This window comes from Sphaerisporangium sp. TRM90804, from assembly GCF_029846175.1.
Lineage (GTDB): Bacteria > Actinomycetota > Actinomycetes > Streptosporangiales > Streptosporangiaceae > Sphaerisporangium.
This window is the reverse complement of the sequence record NZ_JARWAC010000011.1, coordinates 301,725-316,969: the sequence shown is the minus strand read 5'-3', so window position 1 is coordinate 316,969 and position 15,245 is coordinate 301,725. Positions and strand designations below refer to the sequence as shown.

Annotated in this window: 13 protein-coding genes and 1 tRNA gene; 4 read left to right on the top strand and 10 right to left on the bottom strand. The window is 69.6% G+C overall.

What is annotated here, in order from left to right; all coding sequences use genetic code 11:
• Window positions 1–4 precede the first annotated feature (4 nt).
• Window positions 5–376: a hypothetical protein gene (locus PYR91_RS16320; RefSeq protein WP_279780660.1), complete on the bottom strand. Its 372-nt coding sequence runs from the start codon at window positions 374–376 to the stop codon at window positions 5–7.
• Between the two features lie 180 nt (window positions 377–556).
• Window positions 557–1,444 (bottom strand): RNA polymerase sigma factor SigJ, encoded by an 888-nt coding sequence (gene sigJ, locus PYR91_RS16315; RefSeq protein WP_279780659.1) that lies wholly within the window; start codon window positions 1,442–1,444, stop codon window positions 557–559.
• A 359-nt stretch (window positions 1,445–1,803) separates the two neighbouring features.
• On the opposite strand from sigJ, the gene PYR91_RS16310 reads away from it, so the two are divergent.
• Together PYR91_RS16310 and PYR91_RS16305 are read left to right on the top strand one after the other, a co-directional pair.
• Entirely contained in the window at window positions 1,804–2,304 is a 501-nt protein-coding gene (locus PYR91_RS16310; protein WP_279780658.1) for a carboxymuconolactone decarboxylase family protein, read from the top strand.
• Window positions 2,305–2,452: 148 nt separating this feature from the next.
• Window positions 2,453–3,244 (top strand): aminoglycoside phosphotransferase family protein, encoded by a 792-nt coding sequence (locus PYR91_RS16305; RefSeq protein ID WP_279780656.1) that lies wholly within the window; start codon window positions 2,453–2,455, stop codon window positions 3,242–3,244.
• A 154-nt stretch (window positions 3,245–3,398) separates the two neighbouring features.
• On the opposite strand, the gene PYR91_RS16300 is transcribed toward PYR91_RS16305, so the two are convergent.
• The 5 genes from PYR91_RS16300 to cysS form a co-directional block, all read right to left on the bottom strand.
• The gene (locus PYR91_RS16300) at window positions 3,399–3,947 is read right to left on the bottom strand and encodes a UTRA domain-containing protein (protein WP_279780655.1); all 549 of its coding nucleotides are present in this window, start codon (window positions 3,945–3,947) and stop codon (window positions 3,399–3,401) included.
• A gap of 524 nt (window positions 3,948–4,471) precedes the next feature.
• Entirely contained in the window at window positions 4,472–7,201 is a 2,730-nt protein-coding gene (locus PYR91_RS16295) for an RICIN domain-containing protein (protein WP_279780654.1), read from the bottom strand.
• A 1,224-nt stretch (window positions 7,202–8,425) separates the two neighbouring features.
• A tRNA-Thr gene (locus PYR91_RS16290) sits at window positions 8,426–8,498 on the bottom strand.
• A 67-nt stretch (window positions 8,499–8,565) separates the two neighbouring features.
• Window positions 8,566–9,534, bottom strand: coding sequence for a 23S rRNA (guanosine(2251)-2'-O)-methyltransferase RlmB (gene rlmB, locus PYR91_RS16285; protein WP_279780653.1), 969 nt, complete (start codon window positions 9,532–9,534; stop codon window positions 8,566–8,568).
• Window positions 9,535–9,680: 146 nt separating this feature from the next.
• Window positions 9,681–11,078 carry a cysteine--tRNA ligase gene (gene cysS / locus PYR91_RS16280; protein WP_279780652.1) on the bottom strand — a complete coding sequence of 466 codons (1,398 nt, stop codon included), beginning with the start codon at window positions 11,076–11,078 and terminating at the stop codon, window positions 9,681–9,683.
• A gap of 300 nt (window positions 11,079–11,378) precedes the next feature.
• Between cysS and PYR91_RS16275 the strand changes: the two genes are divergently transcribed.
• A complete protein-coding gene (locus PYR91_RS16275) occupies window positions 11,379–12,680 on the top strand; it encodes a DUF2637 domain-containing protein (protein ID WP_279780651.1) in 1,302 nt (433 codons plus the stop codon).
• A gap of 176 nt (window positions 12,681–12,856) precedes the next feature.
• Here PYR91_RS16275 and PYR91_RS16270 read toward each other — a convergent pair whose 3' ends face one another.
• The 3 genes from PYR91_RS16270 to PYR91_RS16260 all read right to left on the bottom strand — a co-directional run bounded on the left by PYR91_RS16270 (window position 12,857) and on the right by PYR91_RS16260 (window position 14,275).
• A complete protein-coding gene (locus PYR91_RS16270) occupies window positions 12,857–13,126 on the bottom strand; it encodes a GlsB/YeaQ/YmgE family stress response membrane protein (protein ID WP_279780650.1) in 270 nt (89 codons plus the stop codon).
• 181 nt (window positions 13,127–13,307) lie between these two features.
• Complete coding sequence (gene ispF / locus PYR91_RS16265; RefSeq protein WP_279780649.1) at window positions 13,308–13,775, bottom strand: 2-C-methyl-D-erythritol 2,4-cyclodiphosphate synthase; 468 nt, start codon at window positions 13,773–13,775, stop codon at window positions 13,308–13,310.
• Window positions 13,776–13,792: 17 nt separating this feature from the next.
• The gene (locus tag PYR91_RS16260) at window positions 13,793–14,275 is read right to left on the bottom strand and encodes a CarD family transcriptional regulator (RefSeq protein WP_184978896.1); all 483 of its coding nucleotides are present in this window, start codon (window positions 14,273–14,275) and stop codon (window positions 13,793–13,795) included.
• Window positions 14,276–14,537: 262 nt separating this feature from the next.
• Between PYR91_RS16260 and PYR91_RS16255 the strand changes: the two genes are divergently transcribed.
• Window positions 14,538–15,179 (top strand): copper chaperone PCu(A)C, encoded by a 642-nt coding sequence (locus tag PYR91_RS16255; protein WP_279780647.1) that lies wholly within the window; start codon window positions 14,538–14,540, stop codon window positions 15,177–15,179.
• Window positions 15,180–15,245: the final 66 nt, after the last annotated feature.

Here is a 15,245-nt window from a genome sequence, read left to right as displayed (position 1 = left end):
GTCGCTACCCCTGACTCACGGCGGCCACACGCGTGCGGCGACCGGCCGAGACCCGGCTGAGCTGAAGGACGCTCATGCCGAACATCAGCACGCCCAAGGGGACGTGCAGGGTCTTCACCTGCGCGATGCCCAGCGCTATCTGCGCCAGCGTGAGCCCCAGGAACACGGCCGCGTACAGGATGGGCCTGGGCGAGCCGCCGCCCGGCCGCCACGCCAGGACCGCGGTGACCACGTGCACCACCGCCACGGTGAACACCGCGTACGCCGAAGCGCTGTGCAACACCCGTCCGCCGGGCGAGGACAACAACAGTCCGGCGGTGACCGGCGCGGCGAAGAGGGCCAAGGTCTGCAGGGTGATCACGGCACGCGACAACATGGGTGGCTCCTTAACGGCTGCCGACGGGTTGAAGACGGCGCCGATCCGCGTGGTGGACGGTGTCTCAGTAGTCCGACGACACAACGGCCGTAAACGTGAGGCGACGCGCCGAGCGGAGCGCGTCATCGCGCCCGCGGTGCGACGGTCGAGACGCCTCGACGGCCGCGCGTCCGGGTGACCCTAGTGCCGCGGCTCGACCGTCCACGGCCTGAGCTTCTCGGGATTGCGTACCGCCCAGATGTGCTTGATCCGGTCGCCGACGACGTCGAACGCCATCACCGTGACGGTGACGCCGTCTCGCTGAGCCACCAGCCCGGGCTGACCGTTGACCGTACGCTCCAGGATCGTCAGGTCGGGCATCCTGCCGGCGAGGTCGACGGCGTAGCGCACGACCTGCTCGCAGCCTTCGATCGGACGGAGCACGGCGCTGGCCAGGCCGCCGCCGTCCGCGACCACCGTGGCGTCGGGGTCGAGAAGGCCGATGAGGGCGTCGATGTCCATGGCCTCCCACGCCTGCTTGAACGCCTTGACGACGTCCGCGCGCCGGCCCGCCGAAGCCGCGGGAGTCTGTGTCGCGCGAACGCGGCGGCGAGCCGAGGAGGCCAGCTGGCGACAGGCCGCGGGCGTACGGCCGACGATCTCCGCCACTTCGGCGAAGGGGAAGCGGAAGACGTCGTGCAGGATGAACGCGACGCGCTCGGCGGGGGTCATCGATTCGAGCACGACGAGGAACGCCATGTTGACCGACTCGTCCAAGGTGACCCGGTCGGCCGGGTTCACCGTGGTGCCGTCCGACGGCCCGTCGATCCACTCGGTGCGATCGGGCACCGGCTCGGGGATCCACTCGCCCACGTAGAGCTCCCGCCGCGCCCGCGCCGAGCCGAGCTGGTCGAGGCAGATGCGGCCGGCGACCCTCGAAAGCCAGCCGCCGGGCGACTCGATGGCCTCCCGTTGCTGCCAGGACATGGCGTACCAGCGGGCGTAGGTCTCCTGAATGACGTCCTCGGCGTCGGCCAGCGAGCCGAGGAGCCGGTACGCGAGGTCCATCAGCTGACGCCGCTCCCGCATGACCGCGCTCAACCTCGGATCGAGCCGATCGTCTCCTGGCTGGGACGGGGTGGTCACGGTGTCACCGGCTCCCTCGGTCGCGTTCTGCCCTCACCAGACCGACGAGACACCATCCGGAAATGTGAGGTCGGCGCGTCGCCTCACATTCCCGGCGGCTGTGTCGTCGGACTACCGAGACACCATCCAACACGCCGCAAAAGCTCAGCCCCCCGGCCGGTATGCGGATCACCGTCCAAGACCCGACCCGACCCGGGCCGGCCCCGAATCGTCCAGCGGCCGAACACCTGCTGGCGACCAACCAACCCCACCAGATCACAAGCCTCACGACGACCCTGAGATCGAGAAAGGAAGACCTCTTGATGTCCACCACCACCGAGCAGGACACCCTCCAGTCACGTCTGCCCGACCCCATCCAGTTCTTCCCCGAGATGGCGGCGATCGCCGCAGCCATGTCCAAGGCCACCCGAAACGGTGCGATCCCCCAGACCACCATCACCCTGGTACACCTCCGCGCCGGCCAACTGGTCGGCAGCACGTACCACACCGTCCGCCAGACCGAGATCCTCCGCAAAGCCGGGGAGACAGAGGAACGCATCACCGCCGTAGCGTCCTGGCAGGACGCCCCCTACTTCACCGACCCGGAACGCGTCGCCCTGCAACTCGTGGAAGCCGTCCTCACCCCGCCCCCAACCGGCGAACGCGTCCCCGACGACCTCTACGCCAAGGCCTCCGCCCACTACGACGAAAAGGCCCTCTGGACGCTGACCCTGGCCATCGCCCAGATCTGCTTCTTCATCCCCGTCGCCCTCATCGCAAAGCCCATCCCCGGCAAGCCCCTCGGGAAGAACTACAGCAAGTGACTCCAACGCCTCGCCGGCCTGGTCGGCGGAGTGACCACACAATCACTGATCTTGTCATGCTTGATCATGGCTGGGGATGATCGGTATCACGCCAGGCACCACGGAAGGGCTGGCGTCATGCCTGAAGTGACCTGAAGGATCCGCGACAGTGACGTCATCGCAGAGCGACGAAGAGGAACTGGCCGGCGGGGGCGTCAACCACGTCGTCAGGATCGGCACCACGGTGCGACGGCCCACCGGCCCCTGGACGCCGGCCGTCCACGAACTGCTGAACCACCTGGCGGCAGTCGGTTTCACCGGCGCTCCCGCAGGCCACGGAATCGATGGTGAAGGCAGGGAAATCCTCGATTTCCTGCCCGGCGAGGTCCCCGACCACCCGCTGCCCGAGTACGCGCGATCGGACAGCGCTCTGTGCGCCGTAGGTGTGCTGCTGCGGGATTACCATGACGCCACCGCCGGTTTCGTCGCACCGGCCGACGCAAGCTGGTACTTCACCCCGCAAAGCCCCGCCGAGGTGATCTGCCACGGTGATATCGCCCCCTACAACTGCGTCTTCCGTCATGGGCACCCGGTGGCGTTCATCGATTTCGACACCGCCCACCCCGGACCGCGAATCTGGGACGTCGCCTACGCGGCCTACCGGTTCGTGCCCCTGGCCGACCCGCACCACGAGGACGGCATTGCTCCCGTCGAGGAGCAGGCACGCCGGCTACGCCTGTTCGCCGACGCCTACCGCCTCAGCGACACCGGCAGGAACGCGCTATCCGACACCGCGCGAGCCCGGCTTGACCACCTGATCGATCACATGCACGATCAGGCCGACGCGGGCAACGAAGCATTCGCCGCCCACGTCGCGGCGGGCCATGACACCCTCTACCGCACCGACGCCGAGCACATCGCGCGACACCAAGCCGTCTTCCACACCGCGCTGACGACCTGACCTATGCTCGCCGCCCCGTTCTGCGCCGACTCCATCAGGAAAATGACAAACCGGTAGCGAGGTGCCGGGAGGAGTTCACCGGGCATGACAGCTTCGCGGTTCGGCGGCGATCCGCTGATGTCTCGGACGGCCGTCGGTCTTCCTGGTCACTGTGTCAGCCCATTCCGACTCGGTAGCGGAACCGCCGACCCTCCGGACGCATCGTCATCACGCTGACTTCGAAAGGTAGTCCACTCTCGTCCACCACGATCCGGAACAGCACGACGACCAACGCACCCCTGTCCAGGGTGAGAGCGTCGGCCTCCTCGTCGGTGGAGGGCCGGACGGTGATCTCCTCGAAGGCGTCCTTAGGGCGGTGGCCCAGCTCGGCCAGGGCTGTGGGGGCGCCGCCGGGAATCTTCCGTGCGTCGGCCAGGGGTGTCCCGGTGGCCAGGGCCGATGGGTAGTACGAATCGGTGAGTTCGATGGGCGCCCCGTCGACCAGCATCACACGGCGCCGCACCACGGCCTTGTCCTGGGGAGACAGACCAAGGGCCTCGGCCACCCTCACCGGCGGCCGGATCTGCGTGACTTCGATGAGCCGCTGTGAGCCCGCGCGTCCGGCCTCGGCGAGTTCCTCGGTCCACGCGTCCGGACGCCCTTTGTCACGCGGCGCAACATAAGCCGCCGAGTCGCCTCTGTCCGTCCAGGCGTCACGCACCATGCTCGACTCCCCATGGCATTAGCGGCTCAAGCAGCAGTCGCCGTACGCGTTCACTGTACTTCTCAGGCTCTGGAGGCCGGGGACGGCAAGCGGACGGGGAGCGCGAGGGGCGGAGCCCTTCGCCGGGGGGCGAAGCCCTCCCGGAAACAGCCCTGAGCGGAGCGAAGGACCATATCCCGGCGGAGTCACACTTCTGGCGGTTAGCGCGAGTGTTGGCTAAAGGCCCCTGGCGATCATGGCTAGGGGCCTTTGGGCTGGGAGCCGGTCCATTGAGCCGTCATTGATCGAACCCCCATGGGGGTTCGATCAATGACGAGCGCCTACCGCTCGCGAGCGAGGCGGTTCGATGCCGTTCACTGCGGTGGTCTGCCGGCCCGTACCTATGGGAGCGGAGACAAGGTGCTCGGTGGTGGTCGCTTGCCGACGTTCGGAGTTGAGATCTCGCCGCTACCCCTGGCCGCAGGGCCGAGCGGCCAGGGGTAGCGGTCGACGCCGCGGCAGCAGGCGAGAACCGGGTCGTCCGGTCAGGTCCGGGTCAGTTGCCACTGCTGGTTGGCCCCGCCGTTGGCGGCCCACTGCACGACCTGCGCCCCGTCGCTCGTCGCCGCACCGGAGACGTCCGCCACCAGTCCGCTGACGTGGCTGACGATGGTGTAGTAGCCGTTGCCGGTGGACCGCAGATACCACCTCTGGTTGGTGCCGCCGTTGGCCGTCCACTGCTGCAGTTGCAGCCCGGCCGTGCTGCTGCCGGCGTTGACGTCGAGCACCTTTCCACTCGGGACGTACTTGAGGGTGTAGGAGCCGTCGGAGGTCGTGGCGATGGTCCAGGTGGCGGTGCCGGTCTGCTGGACCACCTTGGCACCGTCCGCGGTGGAGTTGCCCGCGACAGCGAGCGGCTTGCCGCTGTTGCGGTTGACGATGCGGTAGTTGCCCGGTTCGGGTCCGCCTCCGCCGCTTCCGAGGTTGAAGTACTCCACCGCGTCGGTGAAGACGGGGCTACCGGACTTCGTGGTCGACAGCTGCAGGTACACGCGGTTGCCGGTGGCCGGGGTGGTGAAGGACACCGGCTGGGTGACCCGCGAGCCGAGCGGGACGGTCAGGGTCGTGCTTCCGGACGCGACGACCGCGCCGTCCGGCGCGTCGAGCCGCGCCGTCCAGGTGAAGCCCACCGAAGTGTCGGCGAAGTCGTCGTTGAAGACGGTGATGTTGCGGGTGACCGTGGCGTTCCGGGCGTAGGTGGGCACGGCCTGCGGCAGCGGGAAGGTGCCGTTCGAGTCCGAGACGCCGGAGGCCGACCAGTAGGGGAGGTCGACCGCGGCCACCGGGTTGAACGCCGCCTGCACGCGCTGGAACTGCGGGTTGCTCCAGGGGTCCGAAAGGTTGTCCGCGCCGTAGACAGGGCGACCGCCCTCCTCCGGGGTGAAGTCGGTGGTCCGCACTCCGGGCACGACGCTGGCCCAGGCGGACAGCAGCGTGTACGGACGCAGATCGGTGGCGCCCTTGCCGCGCTTGGCCAGGGTCGCCGTGGCGAACCACTCGAAGCCCTGCTTGGTGTTGCATGCCGGCCAGATGTACTCGCCCTCGCCGTCGGGCCGCCCATTCACGGTGATCAGGCCCTCCCCGTACCTGCCGAAGCCGTCGACGTAGTGCGGGATCACCGCCCAGTTGGCGTACGTCATCCCGGGATAGAAGCTGACATTCCCGCCGACGCCCACCTCGACAATGATCGGCCGGGTGCCGTCGGCGCCGTTCATCGCCGCGTACAGGTCCTTCTCGAACTGTTCGGAATCCTGGCCGCTCTGGTTCGGCTCGTTGGCCTGACTCCAGCGGATGACCGCGGGGTGGTTGCGGTCGCGCAGAACCAGCGCACGGGCGTGGTTGACCATGTTGTCGTGCCCGGCGATCCAGTCCTGCTTGCCGGAGGAGCCGCGAATCGCGGTCTCGCCGATGATCATCAGGCCCATCTCGTCGGCGACATCCAACATGTACGGGCTCGCGGGCTCCTGGTGGATGCGCACCACGTTGAAGTTCAGCCGTTGGTAGTTGTCCACCGCCTGCGGCCAGCCGCCGTTGCCGGGCGACGGGGGCAGGAAGCCGGGCAGGGTGTCGTAGGCGTCGCCCTTGCCGCCGTTGTTGACCCGGTCGTAGTCGGCACCCTGGAGGTTGTCGCCGCGGAAGTTCACGCGCACGCCGTTGAGGTAGTAGTAGTCACCGTTCTGGGTGGCCTCCCGGAACCCGAACCGGTACGTGGCGTCGCTGGTGTGCCCGTCATCGGTGGCGGCATGCACCGCCAGCCGGTGCAGCTGCGCCCGGTACCCCGACCGGTACGGCACGTTGGGCCACCAGTACGAGGTGCGGTCGAGGTTCCACGCGACCGACCCGACGGTCACGGTCGCGGTCGAGCGGGCCGCCACGGTGACCGTACGGCTGGGCAGGTCAGGGTAGCTGAAAGCCGTTCCGTTGTCGGACGACAGCGACCCGGTCAACGTCACCGACCGGGAACTGCCCGACGTGTTACGCACCGACACGTCGTAGCTCAACGTCTTGTTCGCCACCGACGTACGCACGAATGTGTCGCTGACGTACACCGCCGGGTACACCCGCAGGAACGCGGAGCGGAAGATCCCCTGCGGTATCGCCTCGGACCAGTCGGCGGCGTCGGGCACCAGGTACCGGCCGTTGGATGCCTTCAACGCGCCGCGGCCCTTCACATCGACGCTGATCGTATGAGTGGTGCCCGGAGCGGCGTAGGCGCTGATGTCGAACTTCGAGGGAGTGAAGGCCGTGGTCTGCGTCGCGACCACCCGGCCGTCCACCGACAAGGTCGCCTGGTGGTTCACGGCGCCGAACTCGATCCACGCCGACTGCGGCTGCCCCGAGTCCGGCACCGTCACCGTACGCGAGTACACCGCCTGGGACACATCGGTGAAACCCTGCTTGTACCAGCCGCCTCCGGGCACCCTGATCGACGTCGTCGACCGGCCCGCCGGAGTGAAGCTCCACGTCCCGGCCAGATCGACCGAGGCGACCGCGGCATTGCCCGCGGTGAAGCCGTCGAGGTCTCCAGCGGCGGCGGCAGCCGTCGCGGTGGACTCCGTCGCAGTGGACACCGTCGCGGTGGACTCCGACGGCGCGGACCGCTGTGCCGCGACAGCCGGCTGAGCCCCGATCGTCGCGACCAGCAGGGCCGCCACCACAGCCGGCCACCTGCTCGCCGTACGTCGAGGACGGGAGGAGGGGTCGCTCCGCTTCATCGGTAATCCTTTCGGGTGAATCCCGTTTGTGAGGCACTTCCCGGGTCCGGCCGCCCCTCCGCGGGCGCCACCGCCCGGCCGTTCAGGCCGTCGCCGTTCGCCGGCGAAAGCCGACGGCTTGAGGGGGGCATCCTGTCTCCTCGTAAGGGGATCGTCGTATCGGTTCGACGGCCGGACACCACACATAAGGCCCAGGCTCCCACCCGTCAATGCTCGGGGTTCCACAGAGATCGGATCACTTCGGCCGTCTGGCTCCCAGCACGCCCGATGAGATCACGCGGTCCTAGACGTCGTGTAATTTTCAGGCTGCATTGGACGCCTCGAACACGGTTCCAAGATCGAATCGGCATGCTCAGGACCATCCAGACCTGTGTCGAACTTTCACAGTCAAACGGATCGATTCGATGCCGTCGGGGCGCCTGGTAGAGGAATGGGCTCACCTACGGCCCTACGCCAGCAGTGACGAACGCACCGATGCCCTCGGAGACTTCCCGCACCGCTACAACAGCAGCGACAGCGGTTGCGTCTCCACCGCCGAACTCGGGCGACCGTTGCGTCCACACACGTCGACGACCAGTTTCCTGCTCGCCCGCCAGGCAGGGCTCCCGCCTCTGGCATGCGGAGTTCGACCGCACGCCGGGCTATGCCGGTGAGGGACCGCCGAAGACGCGTTCGCCACCAAGCTGGCTGCAGAGCTCCAGCTGGTCGTAGTGATCCGATGAGTGATGATCTTGTCGTTGCCGACGGAGCAGGTGCTGGGGGCGCGGGTGACCGGCCGTCGGTCTTCCTGGTCACTGTGTCAGCCCATTCTCACTCGGTAGCGGAACCGCCGGCCTTCCGGGCGCATCGTCATCACGCTGACTTCGAAAAGTGGTCCGTCCTCGTCCACAACGATCCGGAACAGCACGACGATCAACGCCCCCCTGTCCAGAACGAGAACGTCGGCCTCCTCCTCGGTTGAGGGCCGGACGGTGAGCTCCTCGAAGGCGTCTTTTCGGACGGTGGCCCAGCTCGGCCAGGGCTGTGGGGGGCAGGCACCCCCGGGAATCCTTCGGGTGTCGGCCAGGGGGCGTACCGGGAGAACAGCCCTGAGCGAAGCGAAGGACCATACTGTCGCTGGGCTCGACCTGAGGAAGCGTGGCTGTGGACGCCGCCACTTCGCTTGTTAGCGAGAGTGTTAGCGAAAGGCCCCTGGCGGTCTCGCCTAGGGGCCTTTGGGCTGGGAGCCGACGAGGGGAATCGAACCCCTGACCTACGGTTTACAAGACCGTTGCTCTGCCGATTGAGCTACGTCGGCGGGCTGTGCGGGTCAAGTTTAGTGGCTTGGGGTGGACGGCGTCACCGGACATGACTGGGGGCGGGGGTCAGCGGCGGCGGCGGTGGCGGGCTATCTCGTAGAGGGCTATGCCTGCTGCTACGCCGGCGTTGAGGCTTTCCGCGGCCGCCTGCATGGGGATGCGGGCGATCTGGTCGCAGGTGTCGCGGACCAGGCGGGACAGGCCCTTGCCTTCGGAGCCGACGACGAGGACCAGGGGCTCGGTGGTGAGGTCGACGTCGCCGATGTCGGTGGTGGCCTCGCCGTCCAGGCCGACGACGAACAGGCCCTGCTCGCGGTACTCGCGCAGGGTGCTGGTGAGGTTGGCGGCGCGGGCCACGGGGATGTGGGCCAGGGTGCCTGCCGAGGTCTTCCAGGCGCCCGCGCTGACGCTCGCGGAGCGGCGGGAGGGGACCAGGATGCCGTGGGCGCCGAAGGCTGTGGCGGAGCGGGCGATGGCGCCGAGGTTGCGGGGGTCGGTGACGCCGTCGAGCGCGATGATGAGCGGGACCTCCGCGGCGTCCGACGCGCGCTCGACAAGCTCCTCGGGGTGCGCGTACTCGTACGGCGGGAGCTGGAGGGCCACGCCCTGGTGGACGGTGCCCTCGGTGAGCTTGTCGAGCCTGTCGCGGCTGACCTCGAGCAGGGCGACGCCGCGGTCGGCAGCCATCTTGATCGACTCGCGGATGCGGTCGTCGTAGTCGATGCGCTGGGCCACGTACAGGGCGTTCGCCGGGACCTCGGCGCGCAGCGCCTCGACCACGGGGTTGCGGCCGCCGATCACCTCGGGGGCGTTGTCGTCGCGCCGGGTGGTGCGGCGGGGCCGGCGCTCGGCCGACTCGGCCGGTGCCGTGCCCGGCGCCGCGGGGGCGCCGCGCTTGTCCTTGTACCAGTGCCGCATCTCGGCCGGCGGGGTCGCGCCCCTGGCGCGGAGAGACCGCTTGCCCTGCCCACCGGTGCCCCGCGTGGGGCCCTTCTTCTTCGCGGGCCTACCGGACCCTTTTGCACCACCAGCCATTGCCCCAGCCTACCGGCGCGATCAGTGCGCCATTTCCCATCGAGGACCTTCCGTCGCCCGAGCGCCCCGGTTCCAAGGGATAGGCGCGGTCAGCGCGCCACTTCCCAGCCGGGGGTCGCCACTCGCCGATCGCGTCATTCCCGCGATCAGTGCGCGATCTCCCAGCGGGGGCCCTCGGGGGTGTCCTCGACGGCGACGCCGGCCGCGGCGAGCTGGTCGCGGATGGCGTCGGCGGCGGCGTAGTCCTTACGGGCGCGGGCCGCCTGGCGCTGCTCCAGGGCGACGCCCACCAGGGCGTCGACCGTCTCGCGCAGGCCGGTGTCTGCCCGGGAGTCGCGCCACTGGGGGGAGCGGGGGTCGAGGCCGAGGACGTCGAGCATGTTCTGCGTCTCGGCGAGAAGGCGGGCGACCTGCTCCTTGTTGCCGTGAGCCAGGGCGACGTTGCCCTCGCGGACGACCTCGTGGATGACGGCGAGCGCCTGCGGGACGCCGAGATCGTCGTTCATCGCGTCCACGAACGCCTGCGGCAGCGGCGCCGCGGCGTCGAGGTCGTGGATCACCTCGGCGGCGCGGGTGACGAAGCCCTCGATGCGCTGGTAGCCGGCGGCGGCTTCGGTCAGCGACTCGTCGGAGTAGTCGATCACCGAGCGGTAGTGCGCCGCCACGAGGTAGTAGCGCAGCTCGACGGCGCGCACCTTGCCCAGCATGGCCGGCACGAGCAGGGAGTTGCCGAGCGACTTGCTCATCTTCTCGGCGCCGATCTTGAGCATGCCGTTGTGCAACCAGTAACGCGCGAAGCCGTCGCCCGCGGCCTGCGACTGCGCGACCTCGTTCTCGTGGTGCGGGAAGATCAGGTCGACGCCGCCGCCGTGGATGTCGAACGTCTCGCCGAGGTACTTGGTGGCCATGGCGGAGCATTCGAGGTGCCAGCCCGGACGCCCGGCTCCCCACGGCGTGGGCCAGGTGGGCTCGCCGGGCTTGGCGCCCTTCCACAGCGCGAAGTCGCGCGGGTCGCGCTTGCAGGAGTCGGTGTCGGTGTCGGCGGCGGCCCGCATGTTCTCGGGACGCTGGTTGGACAGCTTGCCGTACCGCTGGGCGTAGGACATGACGTCGAAGTAGACGTCGCCGCCGGCGGCGTAGGCGTGGCCCTTGTCGATCAGCCGCTGCATCAGCTCGATCATCTCGGGGATGTGGCCCATCGCGCGCGGCTCGACCGTCGGCGGAAGGCACCCGAGCCTCTCGTACGCCCAGGTGAAGGCCCGCTGGTTGCGCTCGGCGACGACGAACCAGGGCACGCCCTCCTCGGCGGCGACTCTGATGATCTTGTCGTCGAGGTCGGTGACGTTGCGGCAGAACCAGACGTCGTAGCCCGAGCGCGCCAGCCAGCGGCGCAGCACGTCGAAGTTGACGCCCGAGCGGATGTGACCGATGTGCGGCGGCGCCTGGACAGTGGCCCCGCACAGGTATATCGAGACCCGGCCGGGCTGGACCGGGACGAATTCACGGACCGCACGGGTGCTGGTGTCGTATAGGCGCAGGCTCACGAACGCAAGGTTAATGCCTCCAACGCCGCCGCAGCACGGGTTGCCCGACCTCACACCTCGTCAAACGAGATGTGATTCCGCAGGTCCTCACGGTCGTCCTAGTGAGGTGACCGTGTTCTTACTCGAAGACCGTCTTGTCACCGAAGGTATGCCGGAATACGCCGCTCTTGGCATGACCTTCCGCGCCACGACCCGGCCGAGCGGCCCCGCCCCGGGCACGGCGACGGACACGCCGTCACCTGATCTCTATACGCATCCGTGCCGGTCGCGGCAGTCCTGAGTCTGTAGGCTCGAAGCGCCATGGACGTCACCCCTTCCCTGGCGGCAGGCAAGTCCTCCCGCCGGCACGAGCCTCTGTCCGCCCCCGTCGAGCCGACCGGAGCGGCGCGCGTCCTGCGCCGCGCGGGAACGGCCGTCGCCGCCCTGGCGGTCGCCGCGCTGGCGGGCGCCGCCTGCGTGCTTTCCTTCGAACCGCTGCGCGCGCTCGCCGTGGTGGGGGGCGCGCAGGTCCGCCTCGCCCACCTCTATCCGGCGGCCTTCGACGCGCTTCTGGCCATCGCGCTGATCGCCGTGCTCCTGCTGCGCCCCGGGCGGCGGTTCGTGCGGCTGCAGGCCGGCTTCGTACTGGCCCTGCTGGTCGCGGCCGCCGCGGCTGCGAACGTCGTGGCCGCCGTGGGCATCGCCGTCGACATGCGGCAGGCGGCCGTCGCCGTCGCCGTGCTGCCCTGGGTGCTGCTCGTCGTCGGCCTGTGGCTGCTCATGCTGCTGGCCAGGGGCAACCACGCCGAGTGGGCGCGGACGGACGCCGCCGAGCCCGCGCCGGAGCGCACGCGCAACGACGTCGTCCCCTTCGGCGGCGAGGAGCGCGACCCGGTGCTGGCTCCGCCGCTGGAGCCGCCGCATCCCTCCGGCGCCGACCGTGATCACGGGCCGGGCCCGGAGCCGCACCCGCATTCCCGCGGCCACGCCGTGCCCGACGTCGTTCCGGCGGCCGAGATCACGCCGGTCGTGCCGCCCACCGCGGCGCCGGAGACCCCGCCGGTCGACGAGCTGCCGCCGCTGCCCCGCCCTGAGGGCCGGGACGAGCCGGATCGCGATGAGCCGGAGCCCGCGCGCGGCTCCCACGCCGCCACCGGGCCCGCTTCGGCCGAGGCCGGCACCCCGCCGGACGCCGGACGTCGTGAGGCCACTCAGGACGCCCCCGAGCCTCCCACCGTGCCCCAGCCGCGCGACCGGTCGGCCGAGGCGCCGCGCGACCCCGACGTGCCGCTGCGCTGGGGCGACCTCGTGCGCCCCACCTCCGGCGACGTGCTCGTCCACCCGCTTCCCAGCAGGGTCCGCGACCCCGAGCCCGCCGACGCCGCGCAGGCGCCCGAGGAGCCTCCCGGCATCGAGGTCGACACCCAGCCCTACCCGCACCTGCGTGACGAGGTGGCCGCCCTGTCGGCCGCGGAGTTGGAGGCGGGGCCCGATCCCGCGCACCACGCCGAGCTCGCCGACGAGGAGGAGGCCCCGCGCGCCGGCCGGCAGCCCTATGGGGGGGAGAGCGCGGCGCCTCCGTCGGGGCGCATGCGCAGCACCCCGCTGCCGCCCGGGGAGTGACCCGTCCGAGCAAGCGAAAGGCCCGCCCGGTCATCGACCGGGCGGGCCTTTCGTATGGTTCCGGTGCGGTCACGACACCGATGGGGTGACCGCCGTGCTTCCGGGCCGGACGGCTCGGAGCTCGCCTTCGGCGGCTCTGACTCCGGCGTAGCCGGTCGCGACGTGCTGGGTTCGCGTCAGACCCTCGAGCGCCCGCGAAGCCCCGCGACGAGGCCGACACCGATCACGGCGACGACGACCTGCAGGACGAGTTCGATCCAGTCGATGCCGTCGGTCGTGGCGACGCCTACGGCCTGGGCGATCACCGTGCCGATCAGGGCGGCGACGATGCCGACGACGATCGTCAGCAGCCACCCGATGGGCTGCCTGCCGGGGAGGACCAGCCGCCCGAGGGCACCGATGATGGCGCCGATGACGATCGCACCGAGGATGGTCTGAATGGACATATCGAGCCTCCACTTGGGGGTCACACCTTCACGCTGAACAGATGGCTACCCGCCAAAGCGAAAGTAATCCAAGGAAGCAAAGAAACCCTGGTCAGACGGCGAAAAAATAGTTCGTCGCAAGCCGAGAGGCGCGTTCACCCGGTGCGGGCGGCCTCGTGGAGCCCGGCGGACGGGCCGGCCGTCAGGTGGTGACGGGCGCGAAGACGATCGCCGTCGCGACGGCCGCCACGCCCTCGCCGCGGCCGGTGAGGCCGAGGCCGTCGGTGGTGGTCGCGCTGACGCTGACCGGGGCCGAGAGAGCCTCGCTCAGCGCCTTCTCGGCCTCGACCCGCCGGGGGGCCAGCTTGGGCCGGTTGCCGATCACCTGGAGCGCGACGTTGCCGATGGTGAAACCGGACGCGCGCACGTGCCGCGCGGTCTCCCGGAGCATGGCGACCCCGGACGCGCCGGCCCAGCGTGGGTCGGTCGTGCCGAAGAGCCCTCCGATGTCACCGAGCCCGGCGGCCGACAGCAGCGCGTCGCAACACGCGTGCGCGGCGGCGTCGCCGTCGGAGTGGCCCGCCAGGCCGGTCTCACCGGGCCAGTGCAGGCCCGCGAGGTGAAGCGCCCGGTCAGAGGCGAAAGGGTGGACATCGACACCGACGCCCACCCTTGGGAATGTGCCGTTCAGGAGTTCAGGACCTCGTCGAGCAGGGCCTCGGCCTTGTCCTCGTTGGTCTTCTCAGCCAGAGCGAGCTCGCTGACCAGTATCTGCCTGGCCTTGGCCAGCATGCGCTTCTCGCCCGCGGACAGCCCGCGCTCCTTGTCGCGCCGCCACAAGTCGCGAACGACCTCGGCCACCTTGTTGACGTCGCCGGACGCCAGCTTCTCGAGGTTGGCCTTGTAACGACGGGACCAGTTCGTGGGCTCTTCGGTGTGCGGCATGCGCAGCACGTCGAAGACACGCTCCAGGCCTTCCTGGCCTACAACGTCACGTACACCGACGAGCTCGGCGTTGTCCGCCGGCACCTGAACGGTAAGGTCGCCCTTGTCGACCTTCAGCACCAGATAGGTTCTATCCTCGCCCTTGATGGTGCGGGTCGTGATGGCTTCGATTCGAGCAGCCCCGTGGTGGGGGTAGACGACAGTGTCGCCGACCTGGAAAGTCATGTGACAAGTACCCCTTCCGCTGTACTCCAGGATACCACGCGCCAGTCCCCTCCCGGAACAGTGAAATCAACATAACTGCAGGTCAAAGCCTCCATTTGGGACTTGACAACCGACCAGGTACGTGTTTCGCAACTTCTTAAACGCCCTATGACCTGCGGTCCTGAGCGTTTCCGAAGACGCGGTGGCCCGGCTGGGAAGGGGGCTGCGGCCGCCGATAAGGTAAGCGTGGCCATGCCCATGCGTATCAAGGAGACCTCGAACTGTGACCAGCACCAGCCGCCGCAGGGTGATCCTCGTCACCGCGCTGCTCGCGGCCGCCCCGGCGTTGGCGGCGTGCGGCGCGGGCGCCGATGCGAACACCAGCAACGCCTACGCCCCCACCGAGGCGAGCGTGCTCATCGCCAGTGACGACTCCGGCAAGACCTACGGCAGCAAAGGCATCAAGATCCCCCAGGCGTTCCTGCTCGGCCCGGAGCCCGGTGCACAGATCGCGGTGGGCGGCTCCCTCCCTCTCTTCATGACCATGGTCAACTACGGCGGCAGGCCAGAGACCCTCAGCGGAATCGCCGTCGCCGACCAGAGCGTCACCTCCGTACGGACGCCCGGCTCCATCACACTGCCGCCGGGCCGACTCGTCAACACCGGCAGGCCGGTCTCCCAGTTCGTCGTGGAAGGCGCCAAGAAGCCGTTCTCCGGCGGCGAGACGGTCGCGCTGGTCCTTCGGTTCGCCAACGCCGGCGACGTCCGCCTGACGGTCCCCGTGATCACGCGCAGCAGGGAGTTCGCCAGCCTCGCGCCGGCCGCCCCCGCCGCCAGCCCCTCCACGAGCCCCACGCCGGCCTCCCCGGCCTCTCCTGCGGCTCCGGAGACCACCGCGTCGCCCTCCGCGACCCCGTCGGGCTGAGACGCGTGGAAGGCCCGGCGGCGCGGCGGTCGTGCCGCCGGGCGCCACCGGGCCTTCCACGGGCCC